Origin of the sequence: Streptomyces sp. NPDC051563 (assembly GCF_044454225.1) — a bacterium.
Classification (GTDB): Bacteria; Actinomycetota; Actinomycetes; order Streptomycetales; family Streptomycetaceae; genus Streptomyces.
In genome coordinates this window covers 174,559-196,024 of sequence record NZ_JBITDL010000005.1, presented here as the reverse complement: position 1 = coordinate 196,024, position 21,466 = coordinate 174,559, and the positions used below count along the sequence as shown (strand labels likewise).

Annotated in this window: 21 protein-coding genes and 1 pseudogene; 10 read left to right on the top strand and 12 right to left on the bottom strand. The window is 73.3% G+C overall.

Going from position 1 to position 21,466, the window contains the following annotated elements:
- Positions 1–7 precede the first annotated feature (7 nt).
- Positions 8–1,312, bottom strand: a complete 1,305-nt coding sequence (locus ACIA8F_RS08615; RefSeq protein ID WP_399377513.1) for a DUF6777 domain-containing protein — start codon at positions 1,310–1,312, stop codon at positions 8–10.
- Positions 1,313–1,485: 173 nt separating this feature from the next.
- Here ACIA8F_RS08615 and ACIA8F_RS08610 point away from each other — a divergent pair, with 173 nt between their 5' ends.
- Genes ACIA8F_RS08610 through ACIA8F_RS08600 form a run of 3 tightly spaced genes read left to right on the top strand, consistent with a single transcriptional unit; the run spans position 1,486 to position 4,459 of the window.
- The gene (locus tag ACIA8F_RS08610; protein WP_399377512.1) at positions 1,486–2,469 is read left to right on the top strand and encodes a YndJ family protein; all 984 of its coding nucleotides are present in this window, start codon (positions 1,486–1,488) and stop codon (positions 2,467–2,469) included.
- The gene (locus tag ACIA8F_RS08605) at positions 2,466–3,062 is read left to right on the top strand and encodes a DUF1990 family protein (RefSeq protein ID WP_399377511.1); all 597 of its coding nucleotides are present in this window, start codon (positions 2,466–2,468) and stop codon (positions 3,060–3,062) included. The genes ACIA8F_RS08610 and ACIA8F_RS08605 overlap by 4 nt, the downstream gene beginning before the upstream one ends.
- A complete protein-coding gene (locus ACIA8F_RS08600) occupies positions 3,020–4,459 on the top strand; it encodes a lipase maturation factor family protein (RefSeq protein ID WP_399377510.1) in 1,440 nt (479 codons plus the stop codon). Before ACIA8F_RS08605 ends, ACIA8F_RS08600 begins: the two co-directional genes overlap by 43 nt.
- On the opposite strand, the gene ACIA8F_RS08595 is transcribed toward ACIA8F_RS08600, so the two are convergent.
- On the bottom strand, positions 4,445–5,428 hold the full coding sequence (locus ACIA8F_RS08595) for an NAD-dependent epimerase/dehydratase family protein (protein ID WP_399377677.1): 984 nt from the start codon (positions 5,426–5,428) through the stop codon (positions 4,445–4,447). The two genes, ACIA8F_RS08600 and ACIA8F_RS08595, sit on opposite strands and share 15 nt — an antisense overlap.
- A gap of 165 nt (positions 5,429–5,593) precedes the next feature.
- Positions 5,594–5,770 carry a hypothetical protein gene (locus ACIA8F_RS08590; protein WP_399377509.1) on the bottom strand — a complete coding sequence of 59 codons (177 nt, stop codon included), beginning with the start codon at positions 5,768–5,770 and terminating at the stop codon, positions 5,594–5,596.
- A gap of 312 nt (positions 5,771–6,082) precedes the next feature.
- Here ACIA8F_RS08590 and ACIA8F_RS08585 point away from each other — a divergent pair, with 312 nt between their 5' ends.
- Entirely contained in the window at positions 6,083–6,445 is a 363-nt protein-coding gene (locus tag ACIA8F_RS08585) for a hypothetical protein (protein ID WP_399377676.1), read from the top strand.
- 109 nt (positions 6,446–6,554) lie between these two features.
- Here ACIA8F_RS08585 and ACIA8F_RS08580 read toward each other — a convergent pair whose 3' ends face one another.
- Positions 6,555–8,042, bottom strand: coding sequence for an SDR family NAD(P)-dependent oxidoreductase (locus ACIA8F_RS08580; RefSeq protein ID WP_399377508.1), 1,488 nt, complete (start codon positions 8,040–8,042; stop codon positions 6,555–6,557).
- Between the two features lie 200 nt (positions 8,043–8,242).
- Between ACIA8F_RS08580 and ACIA8F_RS08575 the strand changes: the two are divergent.
- Positions 8,243–9,016 (top strand): annotated as a pseudogene (locus ACIA8F_RS08575) (DMT family transporter); the annotation flags it as partial.
- Between the two features lie 192 nt (positions 9,017–9,208).
- On the opposite strand, the gene ACIA8F_RS08570 reads toward ACIA8F_RS08575, so the two are convergent.
- On the bottom strand, positions 9,209–10,462 hold the full coding sequence (locus tag ACIA8F_RS08570) for a transglycosylase family protein (protein WP_399377507.1): 1,254 nt from the start codon (positions 10,460–10,462) through the stop codon (positions 9,209–9,211).
- Positions 10,463–10,669: 207 nt separating this feature from the next.
- On the opposite strand from ACIA8F_RS08570, the gene gndA reads away from it, so the two are divergent.
- Entirely contained in the window at positions 10,670–12,115 is a 1,446-nt protein-coding gene (gene gndA / locus ACIA8F_RS08565) for an NADP-dependent phosphogluconate dehydrogenase (protein WP_399377506.1), read from the top strand.
- Positions 12,116–12,423: 308 nt separating this feature from the next.
- On the opposite strand, the gene ACIA8F_RS08560 is transcribed toward gndA, so the two are convergent.
- From ACIA8F_RS08560 to ACIA8F_RS08545, 4 genes are all read right to left on the bottom strand, one after another.
- Positions 12,424–13,017, bottom strand: a complete 594-nt coding sequence (locus ACIA8F_RS08560; RefSeq protein ID WP_399377505.1) for an aspartate/glutamate racemase family protein — start codon at positions 13,015–13,017, stop codon at positions 12,424–12,426.
- A 42-nt stretch (positions 13,018–13,059) separates the two neighbouring features.
- On the bottom strand, positions 13,060–13,422 hold the full coding sequence (locus ACIA8F_RS08555; RefSeq protein ID WP_383948975.1) for a GNAT family N-acetyltransferase: 363 nt from the start codon (positions 13,420–13,422) through the stop codon (positions 13,060–13,062).
- 14 nt (positions 13,423–13,436) lie between these two features.
- Positions 13,437–13,856 (bottom strand): aspartate 1-decarboxylase, encoded by a 420-nt coding sequence (gene panD / locus ACIA8F_RS08550; protein WP_383948972.1) that lies wholly within the window; start codon positions 13,854–13,856, stop codon positions 13,437–13,439.
- A gap of 139 nt (positions 13,857–13,995) precedes the next feature.
- On the bottom strand, positions 13,996–14,319 hold the full coding sequence (locus ACIA8F_RS08545; RefSeq protein ID WP_399377504.1) for a hypothetical protein: 324 nt from the start codon (positions 14,317–14,319) through the stop codon (positions 13,996–13,998).
- On the opposite strand from ACIA8F_RS08545, the gene ACIA8F_RS08540 reads away from it, so the two are divergent.
- The 3 genes from ACIA8F_RS08540 (at position 14,318) to ACIA8F_RS08530 (ending at position 16,858) form a co-directional block, all read left to right on the top strand.
- Positions 14,318–14,713, top strand: coding sequence for a carboxylesterase family protein (locus ACIA8F_RS08540; RefSeq protein ID WP_399377503.1), 396 nt, complete (start codon positions 14,318–14,320; stop codon positions 14,711–14,713). The genes ACIA8F_RS08545 and ACIA8F_RS08540 overlap by 2 nt on opposite strands.
- A 263-nt stretch (positions 14,714–14,976) precedes the next feature.
- Entirely contained in the window at positions 14,977–15,684 is a 708-nt protein-coding gene (locus ACIA8F_RS08535; protein ID WP_399377502.1) for a tRNA-dependent cyclodipeptide synthase, read from the top strand.
- Positions 15,674–16,858, top strand: a complete 1,185-nt coding sequence (locus tag ACIA8F_RS08530) for a cytochrome P450 (protein ID WP_399377501.1) — start codon at positions 15,674–15,676, stop codon at positions 16,856–16,858. The genes ACIA8F_RS08535 and ACIA8F_RS08530 overlap by 11 nt, the downstream gene beginning before the upstream one ends.
- Positions 16,859–16,933: 75 nt before the next feature.
- On the opposite strand, the gene ACIA8F_RS08525 is transcribed toward ACIA8F_RS08530, so the two are convergent.
- Positions 16,934–18,121 (bottom strand): ROK family protein, encoded by a 1,188-nt coding sequence (locus tag ACIA8F_RS08525; protein ID WP_399377500.1) that lies wholly within the window; start codon positions 18,119–18,121, stop codon positions 16,934–16,936.
- 119 nt (positions 18,122–18,240) lie between these two features.
- Here ACIA8F_RS08525 and ACIA8F_RS08520 point away from each other — a divergent pair, with 119 nt between their 5' ends.
- Entirely contained in the window at positions 18,241–19,161 is a 921-nt protein-coding gene (locus ACIA8F_RS08520; protein WP_399377499.1) for an alkaline phosphatase family protein, read from the top strand.
- A gap of 19 nt (positions 19,162–19,180) precedes the next feature.
- Here ACIA8F_RS08520 and galK read toward each other — a convergent pair whose 3' ends face one another.
- Both galK and galT read right to left on the bottom strand, forming a co-directional pair.
- Positions 19,181–20,389 (bottom strand): galactokinase, encoded by a 1,209-nt coding sequence (gene galK, locus ACIA8F_RS08515; protein ID WP_399377498.1) that lies wholly within the window; start codon positions 20,387–20,389, stop codon positions 19,181–19,183.
- Positions 20,386–21,441, bottom strand: a complete 1,056-nt coding sequence (gene galT / locus ACIA8F_RS08510; RefSeq protein WP_399377497.1) for a galactose-1-phosphate uridylyltransferase — start codon at positions 21,439–21,441, stop codon at positions 20,386–20,388. The genes galK and galT overlap by 4 nt, the downstream gene beginning before the upstream one ends.
- Between the last annotated feature and the right edge of the window lie 25 nt (positions 21,442–21,466).

Sequence of the window (21,466 nt, the reverse complement as noted above, 5' to 3'; positions counted from 1 at the left end):
GGGCCGGTCAGGCGCTCTCCAGGTACTGGCCGTCGTACGGGGCCGGGGGCTGCTGCTCGGGGACGGAGTAGGGGTCGGCGTACGGGTCGGCGTACGGGTCCGCATGGGGATCGCTCGGCTGCGGCGACACCCCGTCGGGGCCCACCAGGGTGCCCGGGTCGCCCGGGGTCTGCCCGGGCAGGTCGGAGGGGATGTCGGTGGGGACCTCGGAGGGCTGGTCGGTGGCCGGCGGCGGGGCCGTGGGCGGGCCCGAGGGGATGCCGGACGAGGGCTGGTCGGGGGTCACCGGCGCGTTCGGGGTGTCGGGGGTGTCCGGGGCCGTCTGCGGGGAGCTCGGCGGGCAGTCGGCCGCCTTCGGTGCGGGGCTGCTCGGTGCGGGGCTGCTGCCGGAGCCGGGCGGGGCGGTGGAGGGCGGTTCGGTGCGGGCGAGGCTGTTGCTCTCCGGGGTCCGGCAGGGCTCCCCCGGCTCGGTGCCGGGCGGGGTCGCGGGCCCGGCGGGGATCCCGTCGGCCGGGTCGTAGGGGGGCGGCGTCTGCGGGACGCGGTCCTGTGCTCCGTCGTCCCCGGCCGTGCGCTCGATCCAGGTGTTGTCGGCGATGTTGACGATGACCAGGTTGTTGATCACCTGGATGGTCGGTTCGATGACCACGACCTGGGCGGGCTGGTATCCGCTCCAGGGCTCTCCCTTGAGCACCGGTGCGCCCCTGGCGGCGCGCGGAGCGAGCAGCGGGTTCCCGCAGGCGCAGCGGACGCGGGGCATTCCGTGGTCGTCCACGAGGACGGCGGTGCCGGCCTGGAGGACGGACTGGAAGGCGTTGGGCTGACCGCCGACGAAGCCGTGGTTGGTCACGCGGGTGTCGGCGCGCAGCACCACCGGGGTGAGGCCGCGCAGGAAGTCGGGGATCTGCGCCTGCTCCACCCGGGAGGCCTCGGCGAAGGCCCGGGCCTTGGCGTCGTCGGCGGTGAGGGACTGGACCTGCGCCTCCACGTCGCAGCTGCCGAGCCGCTGGGTTCCGCCGTACAGGCCGGGGGTGGCCGCGTTGACGGTGCGGATGCCCTGGCCGGTCGCGTTGGGCAGCGGGGGCTGGACGGGGGCCGATTCGGCGGTGGCGGAGGACGAGGTGAAGGGGTCCGGGCCCGCGGAGGCCACGGGCTGGAGGTGGACGTCCTGGCTCTCGGCGGCGGGGCCCTGGGTCCGTCCTTCCTCGGCGGTGGCTCCGCAGGCCGCGGCGAGGAGGCCGAGGACGGTGAAGAGGGCCGCCCGGGCCGGTGCGTGACGACGCGGCGCCTGACGGGGTGTCGGTGCGTACACGATGCATCTCCCTTTTCGCCCCGGTTGCTGCCTCTTGTCTGCCGTATGTACGGGGTGGCCGCAACCGGAGATCGCGCACCTGGGCCCTCTCTTGAACATGTTCAAGAGAGGGTCTAGGCTCACGAGCATGAATTGAACGCGTTCAATGCGTTCGTTCCGGAGGGGGTTCCGCTGTGACCGCGCTCGTGAATCTGATCGTCGCCCTGGGCATGCTCTACGTCGTCCCGGCCGGCCTGCGCCTGATCGATCCGGTCCGGTTCGGGCGGACGGCCCGGCTCTGGCCGCTGTTCGCGGCCCCCGGAGCGGTCTGCCTGTGGCTGCCCCGGGGAGCCCCGGCCACGGCCCTCGCCGCGGTCTACGCGGCAGCCACGCTGGCCCTCGCGGCACGGGCCGTCGTCCCGGCGGTACGCACCGCCGCCCCGGCGGTACGGGCCCTGCGCCCGGCGGTGCGGGGCGCGCCCGGGCGGGGTCCCGGACCCGCCGGGGTCGCCGTCCTCACCGCGCTGGTGGCGCCGTCGGTCGCCGGGACGGCCCTGGTCGCCGAACGCGCCGGACACCGGCTCTTCGGCTTCGACCTCGACATCCTGGCCCTGACCGTGCCGCACTTCCACTTCGCCGGTTTCACCGCGGCCCTGGTCGCCGGGCTGGTGTGCCGGGCCCGCGCCGACGGAGCCCTCGCGCGCTGGGCGGCGTACAGCGTCCCGGCCGGGACGGCGCTCGTGCTCCTCGGCTACTTCATCGACGACTGGGCCGAGCTGGTGGGCGCGGTGACGCTGACCGGCGGCATGTGGGCGGTGGCCCTGCTGACCTGGCGGGACCTGCGCCCGGGCGCGGGGGCCCGGGACCGGGTCACCGGTGCGCTGCTCGGGTGCTCGGCGGTCGTTCTGGTGGCCACCATGCTGCTCGCCCTGTGGTGGGCGCTCGGCGAGGCCACCGGGATCGTGCACCCGACCCTGACCTGGATGGCCGCGACCCACGGCCTCGGCAACGCCCTCGGCTTCGGCCTGTGCTCGCTGCTCGCCTGGCGCCGCCTGACCGCTGCGGCCGCAGCCGCTGCGCCGGGGGCGGGAGCAGCCGCGGCCGAACCCGTAGCCGCTGAACCCGTAGCCGCCGCACCCGTCACCGTCCTGCCCGACCGAACGGAGATCCCGGCATGACCCGCCTCATCAGCGAAGGCCGCAGCACCCTCAACTACCCCGACCGGGGCGCCACGGCCCGGCGGCCGCTGCCCGCCGGGTACAACATCACCCACCACCGCACCCGGATCGGGCACGGCCGGGCCGTCCTCGACGCCGCCGCCATCGCCGTCACCACCTTCCGCGCGCACCGCGACTCGGGGATGCTCGTCACCGCAGGACCGGCCCCCGTCCGGCAGGGCGACCGGGTGGTGGTCGGGATGGGCTTCGGCCCGCTGCGGATCGACGCCCCGTGCGAGGTGATCTGGGCGGTGTACGAGCCCCGGCGGACCGGTTTCGCCTACGGGACGCTGAGCGGGCATCCCGCCCGCGGCGAGGAGTCCTTCGAGGTGGAGATGGAGGCGGACGGTTCGGTCTGGTTCGAGGTCAACGCCTTCAGCCGCCCGGAACGCTGGTACGCCCGGCTGGGCGGCCCGGCCCTCCCCTTCCTCCAGCAGGCCTACGCCCGGCGGCTCGGGCGGTACGTGCGGCAGATCGCCACGGGCGGCCGGCCGGCCCGATACTGGAAGGGATGGACTGGTTCACGGCGCCCGGATACTGGCTGGGGCGGCTGATCTTCCAGCGGGCCCTGGCCGGTGTGTACCTCGTCGCCTTCGCCGGGGCCGCCCTGCAGTTCCGGGCACTGATCGGGGTGCACGGCATGCTGCCCGTGCCGCGCCACCTGCGGCACGTGCCCTTCCGGCGCGCCCCCAGTCTGTTCCACCTGCACTACTCCGACCGGTTCTTCGCCTGCTGCGCCTGGACCGGTGCCGCCCTGGCGGCGGCGCTCGCCGCGGGGGCCGGGGACGCGGTGCCGCTGGGTGCGGCGATGGCGATGTGGACGCTGCTGTGGGCGCTGTACCTGTCGATCGTGAACGTGGGGCAGACCTGGTACTCCTTCGGCTGGGAGTCCCTGCTGCTGGAGGTCGGCTTCCTGGCCGTCTTCCTCGGCAACGCGCGGGCCGGGCCGCCGGTGCTGGTGCTGTGGCTGCTGCGCTGGGTGGTCTTCCGGGTGGAGTTCGGCGCGGGGCTCATCAAGATGCGGGGCGACCCCTGCTGGCGGCGGCTCACCTGCCTGTACTTCCATCACGAGACGCAGCCGATGCCCGGCCCCCTGAGCTGGTTCTTCCACCATCTGCCGAAGCCGCTGCACCGGGTGGAGTGCGCCGCCAACCACGTGACCCAACTGCTCGTGCCCGTCCTGCTGTTCACGCCACAGCCGGTGGCCTCGTACGCCGCCGGGATCATCGTGGCGACCCAGCTGTGGCTGGTGCTGTCGGGGAACTTCGCCTGGCTGAACTGGATCACGATCACGGCGGCCCTGCCCGCCTTCGACTTCGGCGCGTTCGCGGGCGGCCCGCCGGCGGCCGCCTCCCGGCAGGGACCGCTCTGGTACGCGGTGCTGGTGTGCGCGACGACCGTGCTGGTGCTCGTGCTGAGCCGGCATCCGGTGGCCAACATGGTCTCGCGCGGCCAGGTCATGAACCGGTCCTTCGATCCCCTCCACCTGGTCAACACCTACGGGGCGTTCGGCACGGTGGGCCGGATCCGCGAGGAGGTGGTGGTGGAGGGCACCGCGGACCTCCGTCCCCGGGAGGGCGGCGGGTGGCGGGAGTACGGGTTCCGCGGCAAGCCGGGTGACGCGCGCCGGATCCCGCGCCAGTTCGCCCCGTACCACCTGCGCCTCGACTGGCTCATGTGGTTCGCGGCGCTCTCCCCCGGCTACGCCCGCGACTGGTTCGGGCCGTTCGTGGAACGGCTGCTGGCGGGCGACCGGGACACCCTGAAGCTCCTGCGGCACAACCCCTTCCCGGACGCGCCGCCGCGCTACGTCCGGGCGCGGCTGTACCGCTACCGGTTCACGACGTGGCGGGAGCTGCGCGAGACCGGGGCCTGGTGGCACCGCACGCTGGTGCGCGAGTACCTGCCGCCGACCCGGCTCGCGGAGGCAGCCCGGTCAGAGCCCGAGTAGCGCGGCCTCCTGCTCGGCGCTCATGCCCGGGGCGGGCCGGTCGGGGCGCTGCGGGGCGACCCTGCCCAGCTCCTGCAGCCAGGCCCAGGTGTCGGCGACGGTCTCCTCGACCGGGCGGCACTTCAGGCCCGCCGCGAGCGCCTTGGTGACGTCCGCTCCGTACATGTGGTCGTGCATCTCCCCCTCCGACATCCAGGCGGGCAGCTCCGTCCAGGGCTGTACGCCCACCTCCTCGATCCGGGCCGGATCGGTCCAGCGGAGCTCGGCGACGCCGCCGGTCACCGTCGCGCAGGCTTCCAGGAGGCTGCCGATCGTGGCGTGGCCGACCGGGGACACCAGGTTGTACGGGCCGCCGCGACCGGCCTCGGCGGCGTCCAGGGTCCAGTGCGCGAGGTCGCGCACGTCCACGTACTGGAGCGGGAGGCCGTGCGGTCCGGGGGCGGGCACCGGGCCGCCCCGGGCCGTGCGGTTCAGCCACCAGGGCAGCCGGCCGACGTTCTCGTACGGGCCGAGGATGAGCCCGGCGCGGACCAGCAGGGCCCGGTCGCCGAAGGCGTCCACGGCGGCGATCTCGGAGCCGCGCTTGTCCTCGGCGTAGGCCACGGAGGCGGCGTCGGGCGAGCCCTCGACCAGCGGGCCGTCCTCGTCCAGCCCCGCCGCGGCCGGGTAGGCGTGCACCGAGCGGCTGGATATGTACACGTACCGGCCGACCCGGTCCGCGAGCAGCCGGGCGCTGTCGCGCACGGCCGTGGGGGCGCCGCCCCAGGTGTCGACGACGAGGTCCCACTCCCCCTCGGCGAGGGCGGCCAGACCTCCGGGGGCGGTGCGGTCCCCGTGCACGGCCGTGGTCCCGGGCGGAGGCGCGTGGTGTCCGCGGTGGAACACGGTCACGTCCCAGCCGCGGTCCAGGGCGTCTTCGGTGATCGCGCGCCCGACGAATTCGGTTCCACCCAGCATCAGCAGCTTCATGCAGGTCAGCCTGCCCGCGAGCCGGGGTGCGCAGAACCCTTGATCGCCGACAGCGATGACGCCCACGGCGTACCGGTACGGGGAACTTCCCGGCACCGTCCGTCCAGGACGCCGCCCGCCGCCCCGGGCTGTACACCGGGGCGGCGGGCGGCGGTACCCGCGCGTCTAGTCGATGCCGGGCAGGATGTGCGGCTCCGCGAGGTCGTCCTCGTAGCCGGCGAGACGGATGGGGGCGGACCGGGCCCAGACCTCCAGGTTGCCGAGCGTCTCGGGGCGCTTGCTGCTCCGCGACCCCGCCCTGTCCTTCGGCGCCTGTTCGGTCTTCGTCATTTCAGGTGTCACCGCGCACTCCTTTGTGTCGCGTAACCCGGCGGGCGAACCGCGCCGGTGCGGGAGAAGAGAAGGTTTCCGGACGCGGTGGCGCCTTGGTGGAGCGAGGGCCCGTGTGGGGCTCTCATGGCGATCAGAGTACACATATGAGCGCACCCCCGCTCGATGGAATAGTAAAATCCACTCCGGACAGCTTGTTTTCGCCACGAGTTCATCACCTCGCACGTCGGCGCGTCGCGTACGCCTGATCTGCTCGACGGCGCCATACGGGTGATACGCGGTCGGGCGACGGAAGGAACGACAGTGGCGAAGTCCGAGGTGCCGGTGGTCGTCGGGAGCGTCGGAGAACTGATGGACCTGCTACGGAACGGGCCCGGCGACGGCCACGGCCTGCGGGTCGCCGCGCTGCTGCGCCGCTCGCACCCCTTCGACAAGGAACTGCAGGTCGCGGGCCTGCTGATCGGCCACCCCGCGGAGACGGTCCGCCCCCTGCTGGGCGAGCGGGTGGCCCGGCTCCTCCGGCACCACGGGTCCGGCGCACCGGACCCCGGGCCCGGCCCCGACGCGGAGTCCCTCGGCCACGCCGCCGAGGCGGGCCGGGTCGCCGTCCTGGACGCGGGCGTGCTGGAGGACTGGCGCCCGGTGCTGGAACTGGTCGCGGCGGGGGCCTACGGCCGCACCGCCTGAACGCGGAGCGCCCCCGGCCCCTCTCGGAAGAGGGGCCGGGGGCGCTCGGTTGACGCGGGGCGGGCGTGCGGCGCGTCGGCGGGGCGGCCCTGCGGCGCGCGCGTGCGGCCTACCAGTTGGCGGGCGCGTAGTCCTTGAGGAAGACCCCGTACAGGTCCTCGCCGAGCTCGCCGCGGACGATCGGGTCGTAGACCCGGGCCGCGCCGTCGACCAGGTCGAGCGGGGCGTGGAAGCCCTCTTCGGCGAGGCGGAGCTTGTCGAAGTGCGGGCGCTCGTCCGTGATCCAGCCGGTGTCGACCGAGGTCATCAGGATCCGGTCGGTCTGGAACATCTCCTGGCCGCTGGTCCGGGTCACCATGTTCATCGCGGCCTTGGCGGCGTTGGTGTTCGGGTGCCCCGCACCCTTGTAACCGCGGCTGAACACGCCCTCCATCGCCGAGACGTTCACTACGTACGCCCGTCCACCCGGCGCCTTGCGGGCGGCCTCGGCCATGGCCGGCCTGAGGGCACTGATCAGGATGAACGGCGACGTGTAGTTGCACAGCTGGGTTTCGAGCAGCTCCACCGGGGAGATCTGGTCGATGGTCTGCACCCACGTGTTGCTGTCGACGACGTCGGGCAGCAGGCCGCCCGCGTCGATGGCGGTTCCGGCCAGGTGCCGCTCCAGGCTGGCATTGCCCGCGACCAGCGCGAGGTCGGCGACCTTCTGCGCCTCGAGGCCGCTCACGCCGACGGGCAGCGCCGCCAGGCCGTCGACCGCACCGGAGTTGAAGGCCCCGATGACGTGGTGGGCCGGGAGCTCGCCGGCCGGAAGCGGGGCGCTCTCCCCCTCGACCAGCGCCGCGTAGGCACTGGGCAGGCGGCGCACGGTCTGCGTCGCGTTGTTGATCAGGATGTCGAGCGGGCCGGCCTCGGCCACCTGCTCGGCGAGGGCCACCGACTGGGCCGGGTCGCGCAGGTCGATGCCGACGACCTCCAGTCGGTGCATCCAGTCCGCGGAGTCGTCCATCGCCTTGAAGCGGCGGATGGCGTCCTTGGGGAAGCGCGTGGTGATCGTGGTGTGGGCGCCGTCGCGCAGCAGCCGCAGGGCGATGTACATGCCGATCTTGGCCCGGCCGCCGGTGAGCAGCGCACGCTTGCCGGTCAGGTCGGCGCGGGCCTCCCGCCTGGCCCGGTTCTCGACGGCGCAGCTCGGGCAGAGCTGGTGGTAGAAGTAGTCGACCTCGACGTACCGCGTCTTGCAGACGTAGCAAGAGCGCGGGCGCTGGAGCACCCCGGCGATCCGGCCGGTCTCCGTGACCGAGGAGGGCAGCAGGCCCTCGGTCTCGTCGTCGATGCGCTCGGCGGAGCCGGTCGCGGTCGCCTCGGTGACGGCCTTGTCGTTGGCGGTCTTGGCGGCGCGGCGGTCCTGGCGGCGGCGCTGCTTGACCGTCCGGTACAGCCCGGCGGTGGCGCGGCGCACGGTGATCGCGTCCGGGTGGTCGACGTCGATCTTGTCGAGTTCGTCGAGCACGCTGAGGCAGAGGGCCAGGCGGTCGGGGTCGATGCCCGGCCCGAAGGCGTGGCCCTGCTCCTGGCTGTCTTCGGTCACCGTCATACCCGCTGCGTTCCTTGATCAGTCGTCCGCGTCCGCCGGATGCGGAAGTCCCCAAAAGGGCTAGTGTACGGATCCTCCGGGTGGGAAGACAAACGCACTCCTGCCCTTCCGGCTACTGCGTTCGGAGTACGCCGCAGGACGTATGCGTCCCCGCCTCCAGGGGGAGGAATAGCTCTCCGGACTCGGGCATTGTGACTTTTATGAGCGCCCTAGCCTTTTCGGTCCTGCTGTGCCTGGTGTCCGCCGTGGCGTACGCGGCCGGTGCGATCGTCCAGGAGCGGGTCGCGGCTGCCGCCACCGGCCGGTCGTACGCCCCGGTGCGCCGGCCCGCCTGGTACGGCGCGATCGCGCTGAACGGCCTCGGGGCCCTGCTGCACGTGGTGGCGCTCGCCTACGGGCCGCTGAGTCTGGTGCAGCCGCTCGGGGCCCTGACCATCGTCTTCGCGCTCCCGATGGCGGCCGTGTTCGTACGGCGGCGGGCGGGGGCCGCCGCTTGGCGCGGGGCCGTCCTGGCCACGGCCGGGCTGGCCGGGCTGCTGGCCCTGACGGGCGGGGGCGGGCGGGACGAGCAGTCCCTGTCGGGCGGGGAGCAGAGCCTGCTCCTGGCGGCGACCGGGGCCCTGGTGTCCGTGCTGTTCCTGGCCGCGCGGCGGGTGCGGCGGGTCACCGCGCACAGCGTGCTGCTGGCCACGGCGGCCGGGGCCGCCTTCGGGATGGCCTCGGTGTTCACGAAGTCGGTGGCGGAGGGCTTCGCCCCGGACGCCCTGGTCACGCTGTGGCCGGAGCTGACCGCGATCGCCGCACTGGCCGCCACGGGGCTGTTGCTGTCGCAGGCCGCCTACCGGGGTGCCGGGCTGACCGCCCCGCTGGCCACGGTGACCGTGGCCAATCCGGTGGTCGCGGCGGCGGTCGGCATCGCCCTGTTCGACGAGGGCTTCCGCTACGGGGCGCTCGGCGTGGCCGCGGCGCTGGTGAGCGCGGCCACGGCGGCGACCGGGCTGGTCCTGCTCACCCTCGCGCCCCGGAACGCGCGGGTGCTCGTACCGTCAGGGCCGGCGCAGGGTCCGGCACCGGCCGCGGCTCCCACCGCGGCCCGGGTCCCGGCCGGGACCCGGACTGCCGCCTCGGCTTCGGCCCCGTTCTCGGCTTCGGCTTCGGCTTCGGTTTCAGATGGAGACTCCGTGGGCGCGCAAGTACCGCAGCGGGTCGATGTCGGTGCCGTAGCCGGGTCCCGTGCGCATCTCGAAGTGCAGGTGCGGCCCGGTCACGTTGCCCGTCGCACCGGAACGGCCGATCCGCTGCCCGCCGGAGACCGACGCGCCGGCTTTGACCGAGAGCGCCGAGAGGTGCGCGTACTGGGAGTACCGGCCGTCGGCGTGCCGGATGACCACCTGGTACCCGTACGCACCGGCCCAGCCCGCTGAGACGACCTCGCCGTTGCCGACGGCCTTGACGGTGGTGCCGGTGGCCACCGGGAAGTCGACCCCCGTGTGGTAGCCGCTGGACCAGGACGAGCCCGCGACGTGGTAGGCGGTGCCCAGGCCCGCGTCGACCGGGGCGCTGAAGCCTCCGGAGGGGGCCTGCGGCTTTTCCGCGGGCTTCCCGGCAGGTTTTTCGGCCGGTTTCGTACCGGCCTGCTCGGCGGGCGCCGCCGGCGCCACGGGCTTCACGGGTTCGGCCGTGCGCGGCGGCTTCTCCGGATTCGGCGCGGGCGGTGCGGGCGGTGCGGCCGTCACGCGCAGGGTGAGCCGCTGGCCGGGGAAGATCAGGTCCGGATCGCCGCCCACGACGGCCCGGTTGGTCGCGTACAGCGACTGCCAGCCGCCCTCGACGTGCTGCTCGGTGGCGATCGCCGACAGCGAGTCGCCGGGAGCGACGACGTACGGGTTGGGCAGGACCGAAGTCCCGGTCGGCCGGGGCGTCGTGCCCTGGGGCGCGGCCTGCGGGGCCGCCTTGGGGGCGGCCGCCGTCACGATCTTCGGGGCCGCGGCCTTCGCGGGAGCCGTCGCCCTGCCCTGCGCGCCGAGCGCGGGCGTCGGCCCGCTGCGGCTGAGTCCGGCCTGCTTCCCGCAGACCGGCCAGGCCTGCGGACCCTGCCCCTTCAGCACCTTCTCGGCCACGGCGATCTGCTGCGCCTTGGTGGCCAGGTCGGCGCGGGCGGCGTACGCGGTTCCGCCGAAGGCGCGCCAGGTGCTCTGGCTGAACTGGAGTCCGCCGTAGTAGCCGTTGCCGGTGTTGATGCTCCAGTTGCTGGTGGATTCGCAGGTGGCGACCTTGTTCCAGGTGTCCACCGAAGCGGCGTGCGCCGCTCCCGCTCCGATCAGCGGCAGCGCGATCCCGGCTCCGCCCGCGGTGACGACGAGCGAAGCACGGTTGATGCTGCTCGGCTGATACCGGCGGTGCCGGCCCCGTACACCCATGGGAGCCCCCATCGAAGACATCAGGAGTCTCGCAACTTAACGCCACGACCGGAGCATGACAAGGCGCACAACACAACGCATTCGAGCGGAAGTTGGTTTCCCGCCGAATGTAGGACGCCGTTAAGGATCTCCGTCGGGGTAGCGTCGGTGTTCCTGCATTCCTCCGCACATCGAATGCACTGTCGACGCACTCAGGAGCGCACGCACATGACCAGCAGCACGGCCCAGATCGGAGTCACCGGACTCGCGGTGATGGGCAGCAACCTCGCCCGCAACTTCGCCCGCAACGGCTTCACCGTCGCCGTCCACAACCGGACCGCCGCCAAGACCACGGCGCTCGTGGAGGAGTTCGGCCACGAGGGCTCCTTCGTGGCCGCCGGGAGCGCGAAGGAGTTCGTGGACGCGCTGGAGCGCCCGCGCCGCCTGATCATCATGGTGAAGGCCGGCGAGCCGACCGACGCGGTGATCCGCGAGTTCGCGCCGCTGCTGGAGCCCGGCGACGTGATCATCGACGGCGGGAACGCCCACTTCGAGGACACCCGCCGCCGGGAGAAGGAGCTGCGCGAGCAGGGCCTGCACTTCGTGGGCGTCGGCATCTCGGGCGGCGAGGAGGGCGCGCTGCTCGGCCCCAGCATCATGCCCGGCGGCTCCGAGGAGTCGTACGCCTCGCTCGGCCCGCTGCTGGAGAAGATCTCCGCCAAGGCCGCCGACGGCACGCCCTGCACCTCGCACGTGGGCCCCGACGGCGCCGGGCACTTCGTGAAGATGGTGCACAACGGCATCGAGTACGCCGACATGCAGCTGATCGCGGAGGCCTACCACCTGCTGCGCGAGGTGGCCGGCTACTCCCCCGCGAAGATCGCCGAGACCTTCCGCGCCTGGAACGAGGGCCGGCTGGACTCGTACCTGATCGAGATCACCGCCGAGGTGCTCGCGCACACGGACGCCGCGACCGGTCTGCCGTTCGTGGACGTGGTCGCCGACGCCGCCGAGCAGAAGGGCACCGGCCGCTGGACCGTGCAGATCGCCCTCGACCTCGGGGTGCCGGTGTCCGGGATCGCCGAGGCGGTCTTCGCCCGCGCGGTTTCGGGCCACGGCGAGCTGCGTACGGCCGCGCGGGGTCTCGCGGGACCGCAGGCCTCGCCGCTGTCCGCCGCCGAGGCGGACGCCTTCGCGGCCCGGGTCGAGCAGGCCCTGTACGCCTCGAAGATCGTCTCCTACACGCAGGGCTTCCACCAGATCCAGGCAGGCAGCGAGGAGTACGGCTGGGGCGTGGACCCGGGCGCCGTGGCCTCCCTGTGGCGCGGCGGCTGCATCATCCGTGCCGCGTTCCTGGACCGGATCCGGGCCGCGTACGACGCCCGGCCGGAGCTGCCGAGCCTGCTGGCGGACGCCGGCTTCGCCGAGGAGATCGGCGCCGCGCAGGAGGACTGGCGCGAGGTGCTGGTGGCGGCGGTCCGCCAGGGCATTCCCGTACCGGCCTTCGCGGCCTCGCTGGCGTACTACGACGCCCTGCGCTCGGAGCGGCTCCCGGCGGCCCTGACCCAGGGCCAGCGCGACTTCTTCGGGGCGCACACCTACCGGCGCACCGACCGCGAGGGCTCGTACCACACCCTGTGGAGCGCGGACCGCTCCGAAGTCCGTACGGACTGACGCGCGCGGCCGGGCCGGCCGGCGCTCCGGCCCGGGGCTTCCGGGGCGGGCTCCGCATCGGGACGTCCGGGTCAGGGTGCCCCGGTCAGGGCGTCCCGGTCAGCTCCACGGCTCGGGCGCGGGGGGCTGTGCGGGGCCGGGCGGCGGCGGGACCGGGTCGGGTTCGGGCACCGGACCCGGTGTCGGCGGCTCGGGCCGGGGCATCGGAGCCGGGTCGGGGAACGGACTGGGTGCCGGGACCGGCCCGGGGACGGGAGGCTGTGTCATACCTCCACCCTCCCCCTCCCCCGGTCCCGGCGCCCGCCGGACTACTGCCCCAGGGCGGCCGCGAGGCCGGTGGCGGGGCTGGACAGGACCGGCACGGCCGTGGTGGCCAGATCCTGCGCGCCCGCCATGGACACCTGGGCGAGCACGATGACGTCCGCGTCCGCGGCGGTGACCGCGTCCGCCGCGTCGGCCACGAGCCGGAGGCAGCCGGCCGGATCGCCCGCCGCGAAGCGGTCCCAGGCCCCGTCGACCAGCCGGGTACGGACCGACACCGGCCGGCCCGCCCGCCCGGCCTCCTGCGCCAGCAGCTCCGCCGTCGGGGCCAGCGTCGATTCCACCGTGGCCAGTACGAGGATCCGCTCCCCGGTACGGACCGCGGCGGCCGCCAGCGGACGGTCGACGCGCAGCACCGGGACCCCGAGCTCCGGCCCCAGGGACTCGGCGACGGCCCCGATCGAGGAACAGGTGACCAGGACGGGCCCGCCGGAGCCCGCCAGCAGCTCCCGCACGGCGGGAGCCTGCGACGCGGGCCCCCGTTCCCGGGCCCGCTCCAGCAGCTCCGGCACCACCAGGTGGCGCAGGACGGCGCCCGGGTGGTGCCGGTCGCGCAGGGCGTCGAAGACCGGCACGTGCACGGACGAGGTGTGCAGCAGCGTCAGCCCCGGCGCGGAAACGCATCACCACAAGTCGGAATCGGAGGCGAGCTGCGCCTTGGCCGCGGCCACCACCCCGGCCGGAGCCTCGGGCGCCTGCTCGGGGTGTTTGGCGGCCCAGCTCGCGGCATACGGGCACAGCGGGACGACGGGCACGCCCTCGTCGGCCGCGATCCCGTAGAAGGTCTTCACCAGGTTCCCGGCGATCCCGCGGCCCTCGTGGCCCGGCTCGACGATGGTGTGGACCGCCACGAGGGCGTGCGGGGCCTCGGCGAGCACGAAGTAGGCGATGTAGCCCACCACCGCCCCGTCCTCGACGGCCAGCAGCCGCCCGGCCGCGCGGTCGTCCACGAGCTTGATCGCTTCACTCGACCCGGTCTGCGACATCGTCCCGACTCCCCTCAGACAGCCACCGCGTGGGGGCTGCGCTCCTGGTCCGTTCCCGGAACCGGGGCGGAAGGATCCACACCCAGTTCGATGATGCGATTGTCGCCGTCGACGTGGACGACCCGCGGCTCGAACACGCGCGCCTCGGCGTCTTCCATCTGCCCGTAGCTGATCAGGATGACCAGATCGCCGGGGTGCACGAGATGGGCCGCGGCCCCGTTGATCCCGATGACCCCCGAGCCGCGCTCGCCCTTGATGACGTACGTCTCCAGCCGGGCCCCGTTGGTGATGTCCACGATGTGCACGAGCTCACCGGGCAGCAGGTCCGCCGCGTCGAGGAGGTCGGCGTCGATGGTCACGGACCCGACGTAGTGCAGGTCGGCCTGGGTGACGGTGGCCCGGTGGATCTTGGACTTGAACATGGTGCGAAGCATGCGAATACTCCCGATGTGTCTGCTCCCTGCCTGCTTCACGCAGGTCAAGGGCGGTCTGCGGAGCCTACAACGATTCGCACCTCCGGTCAGCTGTCCGCGGGGCTTCCGCGCACCGACGGACTCGGCTCCGGGTGTGAGGTCAGCCGACTCCCAGGAGGCGTCCGAGGTCTTCGGGGCGGGAGGTGAACTCCGTGCCGGTCGAGCTGTGGACGATGACTCCCTTCTGCATCACGGCCACGCTCCGGGCGGTGGAGCGGGCCAGGGACAGGTTCTGTTCGACGAGGACGACCGACATGCCCTGCGCGATCGCCGCGTTCCGGGAACCGGCGCGGCGCACCCCGGCGAGCAGCACGTTCTCCAGCACGGTCTCGGGCAGGAAGAGGCTGGAGTGCTGGAAGGCCGCCGCGACCCCGAGCCCGACCCGGCGGTGCACCGACCGGATCACCGACGACCTGTTCCGCATGCCCGCCGTGGCGCCGGCCGAACGCCGCGTGGCCCGCGGACGCCCGGTCTGGGCCTACCAGTTCAACCTGCCGGCGCCCGCGCACGACGGCCGGCCCGCGGCCGCGCACTGCCTGGAACTGCCCTTCGCGTTCGACAACTTCGACCAGTGGTCGCAGGCACCCTTACTGGCGGGGCTGAACCCCCAGGTCCGTGACGGCCTCGCCTCGACGATGCACGCGGCCTGGATCTCCTTCGTCCGCACCGGCGACCCCAACCACCGCCCCAAGCCGCAGTGGGGCCGCTACGAAGAGGGCACCCGCACGACGATGGCCCTCGACTCGGTCACCACCACCAACGTCGTCGGCGACCTCGCAGGCTACCGGCGGCGCCCGCACCATCCGGCAGGGCGGTAACCGGTCATCCCTCGGGGGGTCACCTCGGCGAGCCGGTGACCCCGCGCACGCACCGCACGCCCGGGGCGGCGCGCACCTCGCCCAACGGCCGAAAGGCCCGGCTCCCAGCTCGTAGCCCCGGGCAACGGTGCTGTCCAGCTGGTGAGTTACTGGCCGGAAGCCATAGGACGCTGCGCACTGCTCCGGTACCTTTCCGTCACGTCGCCGCCACACCCGGGGCACAGGGCCCCATGGGACTTGCGGCGCGAAGGACCCGACACCTGTTGACGACATTGACCGAAGTCTTCACAGTCCGGCCGTTCACCCCGCACTGCCAGGTGATCCACACCGAAGGCGATCACGCCGTGATCGGCATCTCGCCCGGAAACAGCTACTTCTCCGCCCAGCGCGTCCTCGACCTCGCTCAGTGGGGCATGCGCACCTTCGCACAGGTCGATCTCATCTACACCGACCTGCACGTGGCCGAGATGTACGAGGCCCTCGGCTACGATCCCGACGAAGCCCGCCGCAAGGCGGTCAAGAACCTGCGGGGCGTCCGCGCCAAGGTCAACAACGCAGCGGCCGAGGCCGATCCCACCGGCACCCGTCTCCGTGCGCGGCCCATGTCGGCCCTCACGGAGATACCCGCGTACCGCGCGCTCCACGCCCACCTGTACAACCTGCTGGACACCGACCCGGACTTCCGCAGCACCTGCAATTCCCTGGTCGACGCGTTCCTCTCCTCCAAGGTGCTGGGCGGCAAGACCGCCACCACCCGACAGCGCGAGGTCTGCCTGCAGTACGTCTGCGCCGAAGCGCCGCTCTTCCTCGACACCCCCGCGATCCTCGGGGTGCCGTCCTCCCTCAACTGCTACCACCAGCTCCTGCCGATGGCGGAACTGCTCTACTCACGCGGCTCCGGCCTGCGCGCCTCGCGCAATCAGGGACACGCCGTCATCACCCCCGCCGAAGGAGCACCCGATGTCCACTGAGACCCTTCTCGACTTCCCGTTCTCCGCGCGCGGCGACCAGCTCCCCCGCGAGGTCGAGGAGCTGCGCGCCGAGCCCGTCAAGCGGGTCCGCACGATCGCCGGGGACGAAGCCTGGCTCGTCTCCTCCTACGAGCTGTGCAAGCAGGTCCTCGAGGATCCCAGATTCAGCCTGAAGGACACCTCCGCCCCCGGGGCGCCGCGCCAGTACGCGCTGACGATCCCGCCCGAGGTCGTCAACAACATGGGCAACATCACCGGCGCCGGCCTGCGCAAGGCCGTCCTCAAGGCGATCAACCCCAAGACCGACGGTCTCACCGACTGGATGCGCGGCCACGCCTCCGAGCTCGTCGACGGCCTCCTCACCCACGGGGCGCCGGTCGACCTGCGCGGCCAGTTCACCAACCCGTACGCAGAGAACCTGCACTGCCGCATCCTCGGCATCCCGCAGGCCGACGCCCCGCGCCTGGCATCGAGCCTCGACATCGCGTTCATGAACTCGGCCTGCCCGGTCACCGGTGCCAAGCTCAACTGGGACCGGGACATCGCCTACATGGTCGAGCGCCTCGACGATCCCTCCACCACCGGGCTCGTCGCCGAGCTGGCGGCCCTGCGCCCGGACCCCCAGTACGCCCACCTGACCGACGAGATGCTCGCCACGGTCGGGGTCACCCTGTTCGGCGCCGGGGTCATCTCCACCATGGGCTTCCTGACGATGGCGGTCTTCTCCCTCCTCCAGAACCCGGACGTGTGGGAGCAGTTGCGCAAGGCGCCGGAGAAGATCCCGGCCGCCGTGGACGAACTCCTGCGCGTCAACCTCTCCATCGGTGACGGCCTGCCCCGCCTCGCCCTCGAAGACGTCACCCTCGGGGACGTCGAGGTGAAGAAGGGGGAGCTCCTGCTCGTACTGGTCGAGGCCGCCAACACGGACCCGGCCGTCTTCAGCGATCCCCACGTCGTCGACATCGACCGGCAGAACGCGGCCACGCACCTCTCCTTCGGTGGCGGAGCGCACTACTGCCCCGCCACCGCCCTCGGCAAGCGGCACACCGAGATCGCCCTCGAGGTGCTCCTGGAGAAGATGCCCCGTCTCCAGCTCGCCGTGCCGGTCGATCAGCTCGTCTGGCGCACCCGGTTCATGAAGCGCCTCCCCGAGCGGCTGCCCGTCCTCTGGTAGCCGCCCGGTGCGACGAGGGGCGCCGGCCGGGTCTTCCGGGCGGGCTCCCGTCGTGCGGGTACGAGTGCTGCGCCGCTACGGCAGTGCCGCCGCGGCCGGGCTCGGCGGGAACAGTGCCCGGACCGCCACCGCGGCGGCTCCGCGGGCCCACTCCTCCCAGGGGAGCGGGCGCAGGGACAGGGGGCACTTGACCGCGGCCCCGAAGGCGTGTGCCGCGTAGGCCTCCCTGATGTGCTGTCCGAACAGGTCGTACGTACCGGCTCCCTCGCCGCTGACCACCACGCGCTCCGGACCCACGAGGTTGACCAGGGTGGCGATGCCGACGCCGATCGCGCGTCCCGCCCGGGCGAAGGGCTCGCGGGCCGCGGGGTCCCCGCCCCGGGCCATCTCCACGGCCCGGTCGAAGCCGAGGCCGGGCATGCCGGTCCCGCGGCGGACCGCTTCCAGGATCGCGCCGGTCGAGGCGATGGCCTCGACGCAGCCGACCGCGCCGCACCGGCAGCGCGGACCGGCCGGGTCGACGGGGACGTGGCCGATCTCCCCGGCCACTCCGTAGGCGCCGGTCACCAGTTCTCCGTTGACCACGAGCGCGGAGCCGATCCCCGCGCCGATCGTGACCAGGGCGAAGTAGCCGGTGCCGACGCCCTCCCCGAACCAGTGCTCGGCGATGGTCAGCGCCTTGACGTCGTTCTCGACGGTCACCGTCAGCCCCGTGCTGCCGGCCAGGGTCTCGGCGAGCGGTACGTCGCGCCAGCCGAGGCGGCCAGAGAAGCGGACCCGGCCCCCGCCGCGGTCCACGTCCCCCGAGACCGCGATGCCGAGGTGCCGGGTGCGGTCCCGGAACGCGGGATCGGTGGCGAGCAGTTCGTCGACCAGAGCGGCCAACAGCCCGGTGACCTCACCGGGTTCGTGACTGTCGAGGGCCCGTTCGGCGGTGGCGCGCACCGTGGCGCGCAGGTCGCAGACCACGCCGAACAGCCGGTCGTCGCTGATCTTCACGCCGGCGAAGAACTCCCGGTCGGGGGTGACGGCCAGCGGGTTGACCGGACGGCCGGCTCCGGGGGCGGTACGCTCCGGCGGGAGTTCGTGCAGGTACCCGTCGTCGATGAGCGGTCGTGCGGCCTTGGTGACGGCCGTCGAGGAGAGCCCGGTCCGGCGCGCGAGCTCCACCCGGCTCAGCGGGCCCTCGGTCAGGAGCAGCGCGAGGACCGCCGTTTCGGCCGGTGCGCTGACCAGGGGCGGCTGGGGGTGGTTTCGGAACACGGGTGCACCGTAGAGCGAATAAATAACTTCGTCCAGTATTGATTTCAACCCGGGGTCCGTCCTAACCTCTGGCCAACTCCCGGCCCGCACGAGGGCCTTCGACCTCGGGGGATTCCTCCGTGCCGGCCGCGCTCCCGCTCGCGACCGGCACCCTGGCGGCCCTGCTGCTCCCCTTCACAGACACCTTGGACCGGACCATGCACACTCATCACGTTCTGGTCGTCGGCATCGACGGCGTACGGCTCGACCTGCTGCCGCAGTTGGACACCCCGCACCTCGACGAGATAGCCGACGCGGGATTCCTCGCTCCCGTCGAGATCGACGAGGCCACGCCGACGATGTCCGGGCCGTGCTGGTCCACCATCGCCACCGGAGTCACCGTCGCCAAGCACGGGGTGTGGGGCAACCGGCTCGACGGCAACCGGCTCGACGTCTTCCCCGACTTCACCACGCGCCTGGCGCTCGAATGCGGGCGGCGGACCTTCGCCGCCGGCGGCTGGGCCCCCTTGTTCCTCGCCCAGCAGGGCGGTCCGCTCTTCACCGCCCCCAGCCGGCTGAGCTACATCGCCCCGCGCGCGGACACCCCGGAGGCCTGGGAGGAGGCCGACGAGGCCGTGGCCGCCGAAGCGGCGCACGTGCTGGGCTCCGGGGAGGAACTGCACGCCTCCTTCGTCTACTTCGGGGCCGTCGACGAGACCGCCCACTTCCTCGGCTGCGGCGAGGAGTACCGCCGCTCGATCGAGACGGCGGACCAGCGCCTGGGCCGCCTCGTCAAGGCCGTCCGCGACCGCCCGGGCCACTCCGGGGAGCAGTGGACGGTGATCGTGGTGACCGACCACGGGCACCGTGACGAGGGGGGCCACGGAGGACGCAGCGAGCTGGAGCGCACGGCCTGGGTGGCCGCGTGCGGGCCAGGCCTGGCCGCCGGCGTGACTCCGCCGGTGGTCCGCCACACCGATGTGGCCGCCCACGTCTACGCCGCGCTGGGCATCGGCCTGGACTGGCACTGGACCCTGGACGGGACCCCCTTCACCACCTGAGGCGCAGCCGGGGCCCCGGCTACGGCGCCAGCAGGGGCTCCGGCCGCGGCACCAGCAGGGGCTCCGGCCGCGGCACCAGCCGGCGGGCGCCCGCCGCGGGGACGGCGGTGAGGAGGCGCGGGAGCCGGTGGCCGGCCGCGCCGAAGGCCGCCGTGACGGACCCGCCCACCGCCTCCTCGCGGCCCGCCTCCACCAGTGCGATGACGGAGCCGCCGAAGCCGCCGCCCGTCATCCGGGCGCCGAGGGCCCCGGCGCCCAGCGCGGCCGTCACGGCGAGGTCGGCCTCCGGGCAGGAGACCCGGTAGTCGTCGCGGAGCGATGCGTGACCGGCCGTCAGGATCGGTCCGAGGGCGGCCGCTTCGCCTTCCCCGAGCCGGGCGACGGCCTCGGCGACCCGGTCGTTCTCGGTCACCACGTGGCGGACCAACGGCGCCAGTTCCGCCGGGAGTTCGTCCAGCGCCGCCGCGAGGTCCCCGGCGGGCAGGTCCCGCAGGGCGCGCAGGCCCAGAAGCCCGGCAGCCCGTTCACAGCCCGCGCGCAGAGCCGCGTACGCCCCGTCGCCCAGGTCGTGGGAGACCCGGGTGTCGATCACGAGCAGTCCGAGCCCCTGCCCCGGGAGGTCGAGCGGTACCTGCCCGTGGTGTTCCGGGGTGCGGGCGTCGAGGTGGAGGGCGGCCCCCGTGGTGCAGCACACGGAGGCCATCTGGTCCATGATCCCGCAGGGGACGCCGGCGAAGGCGTTCTCCGCCCGCTGGGCGATCCGGGCCAGTTCGGGTCCGGCCAGCTCCAGGCCGTACAGCCCGTCGTAGGCGACGGCGACCGCGCACTCCAGGGCGGCGGAGGAGGAGAGGCCCGCTCCGGTGGGCACCGTGCTGTCGAAGTGGAGGTCCGCCCCGCCGACCCGGTGCCCCGCCCCGGCGAGGGCCCAGACCACTCCGGCCGGGTACGCGGCCCAGCCCGGCACCGCCCCGGGGGCCAGGTCCGCCACGGCCAGCTCGGTGATCCGGCCGTCGCCCTGCGCGCTGTGCAGCAGCAGCCGGCCGTCCGTACGGGCCCGGGCGGCGAGCAGGGTGGTCTGCGGGAGGGCGATGGGCAGGGCGAACCCGTCGTTGTAGTCGGTGTGTTCACCGATCAGGTTGACCCGGCCGGGCGCCGCCCAGATCCCGTCGGGGGAACCGCCGAAGAGCTTCGCGAAGGCGTCCGCGGCCCGCTCGGTCCGGTCGCTCATGCCAGGGCCTCCCGCAGGCGTCGCGCGGCCGTCTCGGGGGCCACGTCATTGATGAAGGCTTCCGTACCGGACTCCGTCCCGGCAAGGAACTTGAGCTTGTCGGCGGTCCTGCGAACGGTGAACAGCTCCAGGTGCAGGGCCAGTTCCCCGCCGCCGGTGCGGGGCGCCTGGTGCCATGCGGAGATGTACGGGGTGGGGGCGGGCCGCTGCGACGGCTCCGCCTGCGGTACGGGGAACAGCCGGTCGAAGCGGCGCAGCAGGTCGAGGTAGACGTGGGGGAACTCGGCACGCTCGGCTTCGGTGAGGCGGGTCAGGTCGGGGACCCGGCGGTGCGGATAGAGGTGGACCTCGTACGGCCAGCGGGCGGCGTAGGGCACGAAGGCGGTCCAGTGCTCCCCGGCCGTGACCACCCGTTCGGTGGCTGCCCGGGCCCGGGAGAGGAGGTCCTCGAAGAGGTTGCGGCCGGTGGCGGCGCGGTGCGCCTCCGCGGTGGCCGTCATCTTGGCGGTGCGCGGCGTGACGAAGGGGAAGGCGTAGATCTGGCCGTGCGGGTGGGCGAGGGTGACCCCGATCTCGGCTCCCCGGTTCTCGAAGCAGTAGACCTGCTCGACGCCGGGGAGTCCGGAGAGCGCGGCGGTGCGGTCGGTCCACGCGTCCAGGACCAGGCGGGCGGCGGCCGGGGTGAGGTCGGCGAACCCGGCGTCGTGCTCGGGGGTGAAGCAGACGACTTCGCAGCGCCCGGCCTCACCGGCGAGGGAGGGGAAGCGGTTCTCGAAGACCGCCACCTCGTAGTCGGCGGCCGGGATCTCACTGAGCCGGCCGTCGCGGGACGGGCAGAGCGGGCATTCGCCCGCGGGCGGATGGTAGGTCCGGTTCTGGCGGTGGGAGGCGATGGTGATCCAGTCACCGGTGGCCTCGTCCCGCCGCAGTTCCGGCCGGCTGTCCACCGGATCCAGTGGGCGCAGGTCGGGCGCGTCGCGCACGGCACCTTCGTCGGTGTCGAAGTAGATCAGTTCGCGGCCGTCCGCGAGTTTCGCCAGGGTCTTCTTCACCTAGCGAGAATAAACACTCTCGAAC

Bases quoted from the DNA above. Each gene is read 5' to 3' on its own strand.
- ACIA8F_RS08555 (WP_383948975.1), bottom strand. From the start codon at position 13,422: ATGTCGCAGACCGGGTCGAGTGAAGCGATCAAGCTCGTGGACGACCGC.
- ACIA8F_RS08545 (WP_399377504.1), bottom strand. From the start codon at position 14,319: ATGCGGAACAGGTCGTCGGTGATCCGGTCGGTGCACCGCCGGGTCGGG.
- ACIA8F_RS08605 (WP_399377511.1), top strand. From the start codon at position 2,466: ATGACCCGCCTCATCAGCGAAGGCCGCAGCACCCTCAACTACCCCGAC.
- galK (WP_399377498.1), bottom strand. From the start codon at position 20,389: ATGAGCGACCGGACCGAGCGGGCCGCGGACGCCTTCGCGAAGCTCTTC.
- ACIA8F_RS08595 (WP_399377677.1), bottom strand. From the start codon at position 5,428: ATGAAGCTGCTGATGCTGGGTGGAACCGAATTCGTCGGGCGCGCGATC.
- gndA (WP_399377506.1), top strand. From the start codon at position 10,670: ATGACCAGCAGCACGGCCCAGATCGGAGTCACCGGACTCGCGGTGATG.
- ACIA8F_RS08600 (WP_399377510.1), top strand. From the start codon at position 3,020: ATGGACTGGTTCACGGCGCCCGGATACTGGCTGGGGCGGCTGATCTTC.
- ACIA8F_RS08580 (WP_399377508.1), bottom strand. From the start codon at position 8,042: ATGACGGTGACCGAAGACAGCCAGGAGCAGGGCCACGCCTTCGGGCCG.
- ACIA8F_RS08570 (WP_399377507.1), bottom strand. From the start codon at position 10,462: ATGGGTGTACGGGGCCGGCACCGCCGGTATCAGCCGAGCAGCATCAAC.
- panD (WP_383948972.1), bottom strand. From the start codon at position 13,856: ATGCTTCGCACCATGTTCAAGTCCAAGATCCACCGGGCCACCGTCACC.
- ACIA8F_RS08540 (WP_399377503.1), top strand. From the start codon at position 14,318: ATGCCCGCCGTGGCGCCGGCCGAACGCCGCGTGGCCCGCGGACGCCCG.
- ACIA8F_RS08530 (WP_399377501.1), top strand. From the start codon at position 15,674: ATGTCCACTGAGACCCTTCTCGACTTCCCGTTCTCCGCGCGCGGCGAC.